The sequence below is a fragment of the Ruania zhangjianzhongii genome (genome assembly GCF_008000995.1).
GTDB lineage: Bacteria > Actinomycetota > Actinomycetes > Actinomycetales > Beutenbergiaceae > Ruania > Ruania zhangjianzhongii.
Map to the genome: position 1 here is coordinate 4040841 of NZ_CP042828.1, position 13055 is coordinate 4053895.

13 protein-coding genes are annotated in these 13055 nt (G+C 70.2%); 5 read left to right on the top strand and 8 right to left on the bottom strand.

Annotated elements, in window-relative coordinates; all coding sequences use genetic code 11:
* Positions 1-32 precede the first annotated feature (32 nt).
* A complete protein-coding gene (locus FU260_RS18700) occupies positions 33-1172 on the top strand; it encodes a glycosyltransferase family 4 protein (protein WP_147918417.1) in 1140 nt (379 codons plus the stop codon).
* 54 nt (positions 1173-1226) lie between these two features.
* Complete coding sequence (locus tag FU260_RS18705) at positions 1227-1628, top strand: EVE domain-containing protein (RefSeq protein ID WP_147918418.1); 402 nt, start codon at positions 1227-1229, stop codon at positions 1626-1628.
* Positions 1629-1635: 7 nt separating this feature from the next.
* Here the strand turns inward: FU260_RS18705 and guaA are convergent, their stop codons facing one another.
* Positions 1636-3222, bottom strand: a complete 1587-nt coding sequence (guaA, locus tag FU260_RS18710) for a glutamine-hydrolyzing GMP synthase (RefSeq protein WP_147918419.1) — start codon at positions 3220-3222, stop codon at positions 1636-1638.
* A 123-nt stretch (positions 3223-3345) separates the two neighbouring features.
* Entirely contained in the window at positions 3346-3735 is a 390-nt protein-coding gene (locus tag FU260_RS18715; RefSeq protein WP_147918420.1) for a DUF3817 domain-containing protein, read from the bottom strand.
* Between the two features lie 62 nt (positions 3736-3797).
* Here FU260_RS18715 and FU260_RS18720 point away from each other — a divergent pair, with 62 nt between their 5' ends.
* On the top strand, positions 3798-4529 hold the full coding sequence (locus FU260_RS18720) for a hypothetical protein (protein WP_147918421.1): 732 nt from the start codon (positions 3798-3800) through the stop codon (positions 4527-4529).
* 25 nt (positions 4530-4554) lie between these two features.
* On the opposite strand, the gene FU260_RS18725 is transcribed toward FU260_RS18720, so the two are convergent.
* Positions 4555-5367 carry an SURF1 family protein gene (locus tag FU260_RS18725; protein WP_147918422.1) on the bottom strand — a complete coding sequence of 271 codons (813 nt, stop codon included), beginning with the start codon at positions 5365-5367 and terminating at the stop codon, positions 4555-4557.
* A gap of 257 nt (positions 5368-5624) precedes the next feature.
* On the opposite strand from FU260_RS18725, the gene pta reads away from it, so the two are divergent.
* Both pta and FU260_RS18735 read left to right on the top strand, forming a co-directional pair.
* Positions 5625-7694: a phosphate acetyltransferase gene (gene pta, locus FU260_RS18730; protein WP_147918423.1), complete on the top strand. Its 2070-nt coding sequence runs from the start codon at positions 5625-5627 to the stop codon at positions 7692-7694.
* The gene (locus FU260_RS18735; protein ID WP_328593030.1) at positions 7691-8899 is read left to right on the top strand and encodes an acetate/propionate family kinase; all 1209 of its coding nucleotides are present in this window, start codon (positions 7691-7693) and stop codon (positions 8897-8899) included. The genes pta and FU260_RS18735 overlap by 4 nt, the downstream gene beginning before the upstream one ends.
* 93 nt (positions 8900-8992) lie before the next feature.
* Here the strand turns inward: FU260_RS18735 and FU260_RS18740 are convergent, their stop codons facing one another.
* From FU260_RS18740 to FU260_RS18760, 5 genes are all read right to left on the bottom strand, one after another.
* The gene (locus FU260_RS18740; RefSeq protein WP_147918424.1) at positions 8993-9559 is read right to left on the bottom strand and encodes a nitroreductase family protein; all 567 of its coding nucleotides are present in this window, start codon (positions 9557-9559) and stop codon (positions 8993-8995) included.
* Entirely contained in the window at positions 9556-10527 is a 972-nt protein-coding gene (locus tag FU260_RS18745; RefSeq protein ID WP_147918425.1) for a DUF2867 domain-containing protein, read from the bottom strand. Before FU260_RS18745 ends, FU260_RS18740 begins: the two co-directional genes overlap by 4 nt.
* A 135-nt stretch (positions 10528-10662) precedes the next feature.
* Entirely contained in the window at positions 10663-11631 is a 969-nt protein-coding gene (locus tag FU260_RS18750; RefSeq protein WP_147918426.1) for an NAD-dependent epimerase/dehydratase family protein, read from the bottom strand.
* Complete coding sequence (locus tag FU260_RS18755; protein WP_147918427.1) at positions 11628-12554, bottom strand: NAD-dependent epimerase/dehydratase family protein; 927 nt, start codon at positions 12552-12554, stop codon at positions 11628-11630. The genes FU260_RS18750 and FU260_RS18755 overlap by 4 nt, the downstream gene beginning before the upstream one ends.
* Positions 12551-12961, bottom strand: coding sequence for a hypothetical protein (locus FU260_RS18760; protein WP_147918428.1), 411 nt, complete (start codon positions 12959-12961; stop codon positions 12551-12553). Before FU260_RS18760 ends, FU260_RS18755 begins: the two co-directional genes overlap by 4 nt.
* Between the last annotated feature and the right edge of the window lie 94 nt (positions 12962-13055).

A 13055-nucleotide genomic window follows, 5' to 3' on the forward strand; every position in this document is an offset into this window, starting at 1 on the left:
CCGCCGGCCCCGAGCAATGAGAAGATCACAGCGTGCGCATCACCCACGTCACCGACTCCTACCTGCCCCGGCTGGGCGGGATCGAGGCTCAGGTGCACGGACTGGCGATCCGCCAGGCGCGGGCAGGGCACGAGGTGCACGTCCTCACCACCACCCCCCGCGAACCGGGCGATCACGGCCAGAGCACTGAGCACGACGGTCCGCTGACCGTGCACCGCCTCGCCGCGCGGCTGCCGATGAACCTACCGGTGCACCCGCGCGGACCCCAGCACTTCGACGCGCTACTCGCCCGGCTGCGTCCGGACGTGGCGCACCTGCACTCGGGCATCGTCGCCCCGGTCACCCAGGCGATGTTCGGCACTCTGGTCCGCCACCGGGTGCCCACCGTCTTCACCCAGCACAGTGTGATCGGCCGCTACCAGGGTGCCTTTGCCGCCCTGGACCGCCTGACCGGCTGGTCCCGCTGGCCGGTGCTGTGGACGTCGGTCAGCGAGATGGCCGCGTCCCCGCTGCGGCGCGTGGTCGGCGACCGGGGCCAGGTGTGGGTGCTGAACAACGGGGTGGACCTGACCGAGTGGCAGGTACCGCGCACCGAGCGCACCGGCCGCGCCGACACCCGGGTGCACGCGGTGGCCGCGACCCGGTTCATGCCCCGCAAACGCGTGCTGCCGATGCTGCACAGCTGCGCCGCCGCGGTCCAGCAGCTGCCCACCGACAGCCTGCGCGTGACCATCGCCGGCGACGGCCCCCAACGGGCTGCCGCCACCCGATTCGTGGAGCGCAGCGGTCTGGATGAGACGGTCCTTTTCCCGGGCCGGCTGACCCGGGAACAGCTGCAGGACCTGTACGGCCAGGCGGACATCTTCCTCGCGCCCGGCGTGGCCGACTCGTTCTCGATCGGCGTGCTGGAGGCACAGGCCGCCGGCCTGGCCATCCTGTGCCGGTCCCAGTCCGGTGCCGCCGAGCGGATCGAGCCTGAGGTCAGCGGTCTGCTCGCCGCAGATGACGAGTCGTTCACGGCCGCGCTGGTGCGCCTGGTCCGCGAACCGGACCTACTGGCCGCGATCACCGACCACAACCAGGCGGTTCCGCCGACTTCCGGATGGCCACAGGTGCTGGCCCAGGTGGAGGCGGCCTACGCTGAGGCGATCCGGATCACTGCCCGCACCTGACCGCACCGCGGCCACTCTCGCCCGATTGTCGGTACCCGGCGCTACGTTCGGCAGATGAGCGAGCAACGGCACTGGGTGATCGTCGCCTCCCGTGACCATGCCCGGCGCGGCCTGGCCCACGGCTTCGTGATGGCCAACCACGGCAAGCGGGCACCGCTGGCACGGATGTCGGCCGGTGACGGCGTGCTCGTCTACTCCCCGACCACCACCTACCCGCGCGGTGAGCCGCTCCGGGCGATCACCATCCTCGGCGAGATCACCGGGCTCGAGCCGGAGGAGAGCGAGGTGATCGCGGGCGGGTTCCGCCGAGCGGCTGCACTCCGCGAGATCGAGCCACTACCGCTCGCGGCGATCCGCCAGCATCTGCCGGTCTCCCGCCTCCGGTTCGGCTTCTTCGAACTCGATGCCGCCGACGCTCAGGCCATCCGGGAGCTCGCAGCCCAACGGCCAGTCTGAGCCGGGCTCACTCCCACTCGATGGTGCCGGGCGGCTTGCTGGTCACGTCCAGCGCCACGCGGTTCACCTCGGGCACCTCGTTGGTGATCCGGGTGGAGACGCGGGCGAGCAGGTCGTAGGGCAGCCGGCTCCAGTCCGCGGTCATCGCGTCCTCGGAGGAGACCGGTCGGAGCACGATCGGGTGACCGTAGGTGCGGCCGTCGCCCTGCACGCCCACTGAGCGCACATCGGCGAGCAGCACGACCGGGCACTGCCAGATCTCCCGGTCCAGGCCCGCTGCGGTGAGCTCCTCTCGGACGATCAGGTCCGCGGCGCGGAGGGTCTCCAGCCGCTCAGCGGTCACCTCACCGACGATCCGGATGCCCAGGCCGGGCCCGGGGAACGGCTGACGCCAGACGATGGTCTCCGGCACGCCGAGTTCGAGGCCGACCGCGCGCACCTCGTCCTTGAACAGGTCCCGCAACGGTTCGATCAGCTCGAACTGCAGGTCGTCCGGCAGACCGCCGACGTTGTGGTGGGACTTGATGTTCGCCGCACCTTCGCCGCCGCCGGACTCCACCACGTCCGGGTAGAGCGTGCCCTGCACCAGGAACCGGACCTCCTCGGCCTGGCTGCCGGCGCTCTGGTGCGCCTCGGCCACCACAGCACGCGCAGCGTCCTCAAAGACCCGGATGAACTCTCGGCCGATGATCTTGCGTTTGGTCTCCGGGTCGCTCACCCCAGCCAGTGCGGACAGGAACCGCTCCCGGGCGTCGACCACCTTCAGCTGCACCCCGGTGGCGGCGACGAAGTCGGTCTCCACCTGCTCCACCTCACCGGCGCGGAGCAGACCGTGGTCCACGAACACGCAGGTGAGCTGGTCACCGATGGCGCGCTGCACCAGTGCGGCAGCGACCGAGGAGTCCACCCCACCGGAGAGTGCGCAGATCACCCGGGCGCCACCGACCCGGTCCTGGATCGCGGCCACCTGGTCGGCGATCACGTTGCCTGAGGTCCACTGTGGGGCCAGGCCGGCGCCGCGGTAGAGGAAATTCTCCAGAGCCTGCTGACCGCGCTCGGAGTGCTTGACCTCCGGGTGCCACTGCATCCCGAACAGGCGGCGCTCGGCGTGCTCGAACGCGGCCACCGGAGAGGCCGCAGAGGTGGCCAGCACCTCGAAGCCTTCCGGGGCGGCGTGTACCGCGTCACCGTGGGACATCCACACGGTCTCTCCGCCTGGGGAGCCCTGCAGCAGCGTGCCCGCGTCATCCACGCTCACGCTGGTGCCGCCGTACTCGCGGGCCCCCGTGTGCGCCACCACACCACCGAGGGCGCTGGCCATGGCCTGGAAGCCGTAGCAGATGCCGAGCACCGGGACGCCGGAGTCGAACAGCGCCGGATCCACCGCCGGGGCACCCGGGGCGTAGACCGAGGCCGGCCCACCGGAGAGGATGATCGCGGCCGGGTTCTTCGCGAGCATGTCCGCCACCGGCATCGTGTGCGGGACGATCACGGAATACACCCGCGCCTCCCGCACCCGCCGGGCGATCAGCTGCGCGTACTGCGCGCCGAAGTCGACGACGAGGACGGGGCTGGGATGTGCGTGGTGATTCACCACTCAAGGATACGCAGCGCGGACGGGTGAGCTGCGCCGTCGCGAATCTCCAGTGCAGCATTTCGGGTGGTGAGACGAGGCGAGCCCGGTGAGCTGCGCCGTCGCCCTCCTGGCGGAGAACCCTCAGCGCTCGGTAGCAGCCTCGCCACGCCGGGCCGCGAGCGTGGTCTCGGTCCAGCCCTGCGCTTTCTGCTCCATCACGAAGGACAGCACGGGGATCACCCCACCGGCGATCAGTACCACGATCCGACCGAAGCTCCACCGCATCCGGCTCCACAGGTCGAACACGGTGACCGCGTAGACCACGTAGATCCAGCCGTGCACGAACGCGATCCACGAGCCGAGTACCGGCTCACCGGAGCCGTTCACCTGCACCACGTACTTCAGCAGCATCTCCAGGCACAGCAGCAGCAGCATCCCGCCGGTCACGAAAGCCATCACCCGGTAGCGGGTGAAGGCACCCCGGTCCTTCATCTCCTGGGCATCGCTGACCGGTGCGTCGCTCTCACTCATCCCCCCATTCTCACCCACGGCGCTACCTGCCCAGCACCGATCCCTCGGTTACTCTGACCGGCATGCGCAGGTGGGTGATCGTGGCGGTGGTGTTGGTGCTGGCGGCCGCTGGCGTGACGATGGCGCTCACCCGGGATGCTGGCGGGGACAACGCCGCCGCTGCCGATTGGCAGGCTGACCTGACTGGCTGGGAGGGCGAGCAGGCGCAGGCTCTGGTGCCGCCGGACGGGCCGGCGCTCAGCGCCGTGGTCACCGGAGAGGCGATGTCGCCGCTCGGCGGGGACGGCACTGAGGAGTCCGTCGACGAGGTGAATGCGGCCTGTACGAGGCTGACCGCGTTCGCCGACCAGGTCCGCGACACCCCCGGCCCGCCGGCGGTTCCCGCGCAGGTGCAGGTCAGCGAGGAGCAGACCGCGGCGTTCGAGTCCGACCTCGCTGCGCTGACCACGTTCCAGCAAGCAGTGCAGGAGCCCGCCGCGACACTGCGCCAGTTCTGCGGCACCTACCCGGTGTTGATCGGTGCGCACCAGAGCGACGGTGACGCCGACGAGGCCCGGCAGACGTTCGCGCAGGCGCTGGACGCCCAGTGTCCACTTCCCGACCTGGCCGACGCCTGCAGTGCGCTGAGCGCCGGTGCGCAGCAAGGCGGTGAGGGATCAGGCGGTGAGCCAGGGTCGCCGCCGGCGATCGAGCCGGCACGAATCCGCCAGGTGATCGTCGCCGAGCTCACCGCAACCGAGGAAGCGATCGACGACGCGGCCACGGCTTTCGCGGCAGAGCTCGCCTCGGCCTGACGTCACCCGCCCTGGCCGCCGGGACTCAGGCGGCCGTCGCCACTGCCGAGCGCTCCTGGCGGATGTGCCGTACCTCGTCGCGCACCATCCGCCACCAGAGGAACAGCGCGAAGCCACCGAAGATCCACCATTCGGCGGCATAGGCGAGGTTGCGGATGTTCAGCCCGGCGTCCTCGATCACCGGTGGACCGACCGGCTCGATCGCCGGCAGTGCCCCGGTAGCCGGCGCCGGCTCCTGGGCTTGCAGCCGCAACTGCCCGGAGTACATCGGCCCGCCCCAGACATTGACCAGCTGCGCCGGGCTGATCAGCCCGATCTCCGCCCCGGTCGGCAGACCCGGATCCAGACCGGAGGTCGCCGCCTCGGACCCTGCCACGAAGCCGGTCAGCTGTACCTCACCGTCGGGGACCTCGAGGTACGCGGGATCGGGTTCGCTGACCCAGCCGCGGACCACCGGCAACACGGCGTCATCGGCGTCTGCCACGGCGAAGGCGCTGAGCAGGTAGTAACCCTCGACGCCCTCGTGCTCCCGGGCGTCGATGAAGAACTGCTGGTCCGGGACGTACTGCCCGGTCACCGTGACGTGGCTGCCGACCATGTTCTGGGTGAAGCTGGTCTGGGGGGCGACCACGTCCCCGAGCGGTACCGGGTTGCCGTCTACCCGGGCGGCCTGCTCCAGCGCGGCGGCCTGGTCGCCGCGCTCCTGGGCGCGGTCCAGCTGCCAGGCACCGAGCCGGATGCACAGTGCGGCACCAGCGAGCAGGATCACCAGGATCCCGAGCAGCCGGGGCCGGGTGCCCGCCCGCAGCCAGTCGCTGAAACCACCACCAGTCGCCACTCCTCCAGCCTACGTGCTCGCCGCTGTGCCGCCGGCCCGCCACCTCTCCCGGCAGACGATCGTCTGAGCACCGAACCGCAGGCTGAGGTCCGACATGTTGGTGGTCAGCCTGCAGTCCGGTGTTCAGACACCTGACCACCCCGGGGGCGCGCAGGTGAACCCACCCTGCGGGACCTTTGGCCCTGCTCCCGCACCCCACCGGCGGGTAGCGTTCATCCTGGTGCGCAGCCGCGCGCCCGGACGCAGGAGCAGAGCAGATGACCACCAGTGTGTACGTGGCCTCCGCGGAGGGGCACACCGGGAAGTCCTCCGTGGCCCTCGGGCTGGTAGAAGCCTTCGCCCGCCGCGTGCAACGGGTCGGGGTGTTCCGCCCGGTCAGCCGCGGCAACGCCGGCGAGCCGGACTCGGTACTCAGCCTGCTGGTCAGCCGTGCCACCGCCCGGATCCCGGAGGCCGAGTGCGTGGGGGTGGACTACGACGCCGTGCACACCGACCCGGACGCCGCGCTGGCCACGATCGTGGCCCGCTACCGGGAGATCGCCAGCCGGTGCGACGCCGTGGTGATCGTCGGCTCGGACTACACCGACGTGGCCGGCCCCACTGAGCTCACGTTCAACGCACGCGTGGCCGCGAACCTGGGCTCCGCCGTCGTGCTGGTGGTCTCGGCGCGCGAGCGCGAGGCCGCTGAGGTGCGCCAGATGGTGGATATCGCCTCCGCGGAGCTGTCCGCCGCGCACGCCTCCCTGGTCGCGGTGGTCGCCAACCGGTGCCCTTCCGAGCACCTGGCCGAGGCGTCGTCCGCGCTGGCCGACCTGACGGTGCCGGCCTGGGTGATGCCGGACCTGCCGCTGCTGTCCGCACCGAGCGTGCGCGAGCTGATGGCGGCCGTCGATGGCACGCTCACCGCCGGCGACCCGGAGCTGCTCGACCGCGAGGCGGAGGCACTGATCGTCGGCGGGATGACAATGGAGCACATCCTCACCCGGCTCGCCGAGGGTGCGGTGGTGATCGTGCCCGGGGACCGGTCCGATGTGATCCTGGCGGTGCTCGCCGCCCACGCCGCCGATACTTTCCCCTCACTCGCCGCACTGATCCTGAACGGCGGCTTCACGCCGGCGGAACAGGTCAGCCGGCTCGTGGAGGGGCTCAGCCAGCGGCTGCCGGTGATCGCCACCGAGCACGGCACCTTCGAGACCGCCAGCGCTGCCGCCCGCACCCGCGGACTGCTCTCCACCGGCTCCCAGCGCAAGCTGGACCTGGCCCGATCCACGTTCGAGAACGCCGTCGACATCGAAGCGTTGATGGATGCGGTGAACGTGCCCCGCAGCCAGGTGACCACCCCACTGATGTTCGCCCACGATCTGCTCGAACGGGCCCGCGCCGACCGCAAGCACATCGTGCTGCCCGAAGGTGGCGACGACCGCATCCTGCGCGCGGCGAGCACGCTGCTGTCCCGCGACGTGGTGGACCTGACCCTGCTCGGCGACGCCACAGCGATCCGCGCCCGCGCCGCCGAGTTGGGCCTGGACGTGAGCGCCGCGCAGATCATCGACCCGGCTACCTCGGAGCTGCACGAGAAGTTCGCCACCCGCTACACGCAGCTGCGTGCGCACAAGGGGATGACCACCGAGCGGGCCCGGGAAGTACTCACCGATGTCTCCTACTTCGGCACGATGATGGTGGCCGAGAACCTCGCGGACGGGATGGTCTCCGGCGCTCAGCACACCACGGCGCACACGATCAAGCCCTCGTTCGAGATCATCAAGACCACACCGGGGACCTCGATCGTGTCCTCGGTGTTCTTCATGTGCCTGGAGGACCGGGTGCTGGTCTACGGCGACTGCGCGGTCAACCCCGACCCAGATGCCACCCAGCTCGCCGACATCGCGATCTCTTCGGCCGCCACCGCCGCCCAGTTCGGGGTGGACCCGCGGATCGCGATGCTGTCCTACTCCACCGGGGAGTCCGGCTCGGGTGCGGACGTGGACAAGGTACGCACGGCCACTGCGGAGGTCCGCGAGCGCGCCGGGGATCTGGTGGTGGAGGGCCCGATCCAGTACGACGCTGCCGTGGACGCTGCAGTGGCCCGGGCGAAGATGCCGGACTCGCAGGTGGCCGGGCGGGCGACCGTGCTGATCTTCCCGGACCTGAACACCGGCAACAACACCTACAAGGCGGTGCAGCGCAGCGCCGGCGCGGTCGCGGTCGGGCCGGTGCTGCAGGGCCTGCGTCGCCCGGTGAACGACCTGTCCCGCGGGGCCCTCGTGCAGGACATCGTCAACACGGTGGCGATCACTGCCATCCAGGCCCAACAAGGAGTCCGATGAGCATGAGCACGACGGCGGAGCACGTGTTGGTCATCAATGCCGGCTCTTCTTCGCTCAAGTATCAGGTGGTGGACGAGAGCACCGGTGCGGCCACGGCCACCGGTCTGGTCGAACGCGTCGGGCAGGCCAGCGGGCACCTGACGCACACCACTGACGACGGCGAGTTCGACCGCGACCTGGAGGTGCCGGACCACACGGCGGCGATGAAGGCGATGAGCGCTGCGTTCGAGGAGCACGGCCCGGACCTGGCCGCCGCCAATCTCGTGGCCGTGGGCCACCGGGTGGTACAGGGCGGCGCCCGGTTCGGGCACTCGGTGCTGATCGACGACGAGGCCGAGCGCATCATCGACGAACTCTCCGATCTGGCACCGCTGCACAACCCGCCGAACCTGGCCGGGATCCGTGCGGCCCGCGAACTGTTCGCGGACCTGCCGCACGTGGCGGTCTTCGACACCTCCTTCCACCTGAGCATGCCGGAGCGGGCCGCCACCTATGCCCTGGACCGGGAGGTTGCCGACCGGTACCGGGTGCGCCGGTACGGGGCGCATGGCACCTCGCACCAGTACGTGGCCCGGGAGGCGTCCCACTTCCTCGGCCGGGATCCGGCCGAGACCAACCTCATCGTGCTGCACCTGGGCAATGGCGCCTCGGCCACAGCGGTGGCGAATGGCAGGTCGGTGGACACCTCGATGGGTCTGACCCCGCTGGAAGGGCTGGTGATGGGCACCCGCACCGGGGACATCGACCCGGCGGTGGTGTTCCACCTGTCCCGGCAGGCGGGGATGAGCATCGACGAGATCGACAACCTGATGAATCGCCGCTCCGGGATGTACGGGCTGACCGGGATGATCGATATGCGGGACATCACCGCTGCTGCCGATCAGGGCGATGACGCAGCGGTTCTGGCGCTGGAGATCTACTGCTACCGGCTACGCAAGTACATCGGGGCCTACACCGCCGTGCTCGGCCGCGTGGACGCGATCGCGTTCACCGCCGGCATCGGGGAGAACAGCGCCCCGGTGCGCGCCGGGGTGCTCACGGACCTGGCGCACCTCGGTGTGCGGCTGGACGCCGCCGCGAACGAGGAGCGCTCAGACCGGGCGCGGCGGATCTCTACCCCGGACTCCCCGGTGGCGGCACTGGTGGTACCCACCAACGAGGAGTGGGAGATTGCCCGCGAGGCCGTGGCGATCACCGCCGGCTGAGCGGGCTGAGGCGGTCACCGCCGGCTGAGCGGACTGAGCGGACTGAGCGGACTGAGCAGCGCGCCCGCGCTGTGGGCGCCCGGAGTCCTGCGCTCAGGCTGAGCTTCTTGCCCAGGTGATGCTCGCCCGTGCGGCTCGGACGCGGCTGGTACTCGGAGCACTGACCCCAGCCAGAGCAGCCGTGCCGAGAACGGTGATCGAGGTGGCCTCCCAGTGCGGCGGAACGGCGAATTCGCACGCAAGGCCGTCGCGGTCAAACCCGCGAATCTGGTGGGCGGCCAACCCCAGGGCCAGTCCCTGGAATGTCATATGGGCCACCGCCTGGCCGAGGTCGTACCGGGCGAACTCCGAGTACTCCTGACCGGGTGTGCCTTCGACGCTGATCTGGGCCAGGTTCACCACGAGCAGTGAGGCATCGGGGGCCCAGCTCGACGAGCTCCGCGCGAGGTGCCGCACGATCCGCCTATGGTTCACGTCGCTTCGATGGCCGACGATAAACATCCACGGTTGAGAGTTGCCTGCCGATGGTGCCAGTCGGGCGGCGTCCAGCAGCAGGTCCACCTGCCCGGGCGTGACCACGGCGCTGCCGTCGAACCGGATCGGGCTGAACCGGTGCGCCAATGCGGTGCTGACCTTCAGGGACGACCGATCCCCCGTCATCGTGCCGGGCCGGGTAGCGGCAGATCGGCCGGATGCTTCACCGCTGACGCAGACAGACGCCGCGCGGCCCGGTTCAGCATCGCGCGGACCAGGACCGGATGGAGCCGGCGCACCAACGCCACGCGGGCACGGCCCCGTGGGTTGCGCCGCTGCACGGTCGTCGTCAGCACGACCCGGTCGGATTCGCGGCGCACGGATGCACGCAGGTCCAGGTGCCGCCCGCGAGCGCCGAGCAGCACCTCGTCGTCGCTGTGGGCAAGCGTCTTGGCAGCGCCGGCCCCGCTGCGGTGGATCCCCGTCACCAGGTGCCATCCGCCGGCGGCCACCGTCGGCGAGCGTGGCCAGTCGCGGAAGATGGCCTCCGCCCAGGTCTGCGGGTCTTGCGGCATGCCGGGCAGGACCTCGAGACTCTGCGCGTCAGCCCAGTCGACGCCGGGCAGCGTGCCGGCGAGCAGCGAGGCGACGGGGATGGCTGCGGCGCGTGCGCGCGGCGATTCCGACAGCCGCAACAGCCCCACCCCCAGCGACCGCCGCGGTGACCGCTGCGGTTCGTTCCCGACCATGCGTTCAGCGTTGTCGAGCAGTTCCTCCACCACGGCGTCGTGTGCCCATCGGACCGCCAACGGCCAGGCCAGCACCATGACACCGCTGAGCTGAGCCTCGGCCACAGCCCGTACCAGGGTGTGGGTGAGACCTGACGGTTCCGCAGTGATCCTGAACCACCCATCGAGCCCCTGTCCGGGAGCAAACTCGACCTCGACCTGACGACCGGGCTGATGCACTGTGACGCGGTAGCGAATCGAGCCGTGACCGCCGGCAGCGCCTACGCCCATCGGTCGGTCGAGCACCATCGGCTGCCAGGCCGGTGACGGCCACAGCATGTCGTTCGGCCCACCGAGCCGGTCGAGTAGTGGCCCGACCCACTCGATCGGCGCGGCCACCAGCCGCTCGTGCGCGTTACGCGTCATCGTGGATACCTCTATCCCGAATCTGTCCGAAACTGTTTCCGAGGGCGAGGCGGGCGAACACTGTCACGCCTCCCCAGAGGTGCGCACCACCGGCCGTGCCTACGGGTGGCTGCGGGGCTGAGGATCTGTAGGTGGTCACGAGCTGCCCATAGCGATAGCGGTCCCGCCGTCCGGGGCCGGGCCTTCCAGCCCGAGGCCGGTGCGAAGGTCCGGAATCGTCGGCGTCCAGCCGAGCTGTTCGGTGGCTTTGGCGTGTGAGGCTCGGAGCCGGGTGTCCACCAGCAGGCAGCCCAGGTAAGGCACCATCAGCCGGATGACCCAGCCGGGGACGGAGAGCGGCCGCGGGGTGCGGTGAGCCTCGGCGACGGCATCGATGAACTCCTGCCAGGTCGCAGGAGTGTCATCGACGATGTTGTACGCCTGGCCGGCCCTGCCGCGCGCGAGCGCCGCCACCGTTGCCGCGGCCGCGTCGTCGACATGGATGAAGCAGTTCGAGCCGGCCCCGCCCAATGGGCGGATGGGGAAGTGCTTGCGGAGCAGTCCCGCGAACATGTCGCTGAAGGCGTTCGGCCCGTAGAACATGCCGTACCGCAACGCGATCCCGTCGATGCCGTCCGCGGCGAACACCTGCCGCTCGGTGGCCACGCAGCCCGCGGCGACCAGGTCGCCGACACTGCCGACCGGCTCACCGAACGGATCGTTCTCGGTCAACGGCCGCTCGCCGTGATCCCGATAGCCGTAGCCGGTGATCAGCGATTGGGTGACGAACCGGCGAGCGCCCACCGCTCGCGCCATCGCCAGCAGGTGCCGGGTGCCGGCTTCTCGCAGGGCGTTGGTCGGATCGTCCGGCCCGAGCGTGCGCTTCGCCGTCCGCAGTGCGGTGGCCTGGTGCAGCACTGCGTCGGCGGTCAGTCCCTCGGCCGCGGACAGCAGCGAGTCTTGGTCCATCACGTCGGCGATCACCGGGGTGGCGCCGAGATCTTCCACCAGCTGCCAGTGTGCCGGGTTGCGGATGAGCGCATGGACCTGGTGGCCGGCGGTGGACAGGGCAGCCAGTAGTGGCCGTCCGATGGCGCCCGTGGCGCCGGCAAGGATGACCCTCATGGCGCCATCGCCGTCAGTCCGTCGTGGATCGACGGGTAGGCGGGGTGCCAACCCAGATCCCGTTTCGCTTTGTCGCAGTTGAGCCGGATCCTCGAGACGGCCATCAGGCTGTGCAAGTACGGCAGTGGCTTGAGCAGCCACGCCGGCACGGTTCTCGGCGGTCCGGCCCCGACGCTCGCGGCCAAGGCGGTCAGGAACTCGGTGAACTCGACCGGCTGGTTGTCGGCGATGTTGTAGGCGTGGCCGGCCCGACCGCGCTCGAGGGCTGCAACGGCGGCGCTCGCGGCGTCGTGGAGGTGGATGGGCGAAGTGAGGCCGCTCGGACGGACGGCGGGCAGTAGCCGCCGTCGGGTCAGGTCGGCCATTCGCTGTGTCATCGGCTCGGGGCCGTAGAACATGCCGTAGCGCAGGGCGATGCCGTCTATGCCGTCGGTCTGCAGGACCTGGTCCTCGCAGGCGCGCATGGAGCGCATGTGTCGGTCGGTCTTCCGGTGTCCGGTCAGGGTGGCGAAGGGCTGGTCTTCGGTCACCGGCGTGGGCCCGTGGTCGTGGTACCCGTACCCGAGGAAGAACGACTGGGCGACGAATCGGCCGGCGCCGATCAGCGCGGCGGCGTCGAGCAGGTGCGCGGTGCCCTCATCCCGCAAGGCATCGGTGGGGTACAGGTCGCGATGGAGCATGGGAGGGCGAGCGATCGCGGTGGCTTGGTGCACCACTGCGTCCGCACTGTGTCCATCGAGCGCACGGAGCAGTTCGTCGCGGTTCATCAGATCCGCCAGCACGGGCTCGACGCCGGCCTCGCGGAGCTCGTCCGCACCACGGCCGGACCTGGTCAGCCCAAGGATCGAGTGGCCGGCCTCATGCAGCTGCGGCACCAGTTCCCGCCCGATAACCCCGGTCGCCCCAGCCAGCAGCACTCTCATCGGGCCTTCTCCTCGACGCGTTCGCCCTTCGTGTCCGCAGCGCGGTGCCGCCGGGTCCACCGCAACCGGGCCACGAGCCCGACTCCCGCGAGGGCCGATATCGCCAGGAGCCCCCAACTGTCTGCGGCGTGGCCACCGTGGGCGAGGTCGAGCGCGTGGTTCAGCGCGTGGAAGGAGTTGGTGAAGATGAAGCCGGTCAACACCACCCCGATCACGTCCCGCCACCACAGCCCCAGCAACATCATCAGAGCGATGCCGATCTGGAAGACACCGGCGTCATGCAGGAAATGGACATGGTTCGGCCAGTTTGCCCACACGGCGAATCCCGCTGGGTCCACCCGTGCCCAAATCCCGGTCGTGAGCATGGACAGTGCCGCGAGCACCACGATGACCCTGACGACGCGCATGGGAAGCCTTCCACTTTGATGGGGAACGATCCGGTTCGTTCCCTCAGGGCGCGACGCTAGCAGATTATCGCCGCTACAGGAAACGGACCGGTTC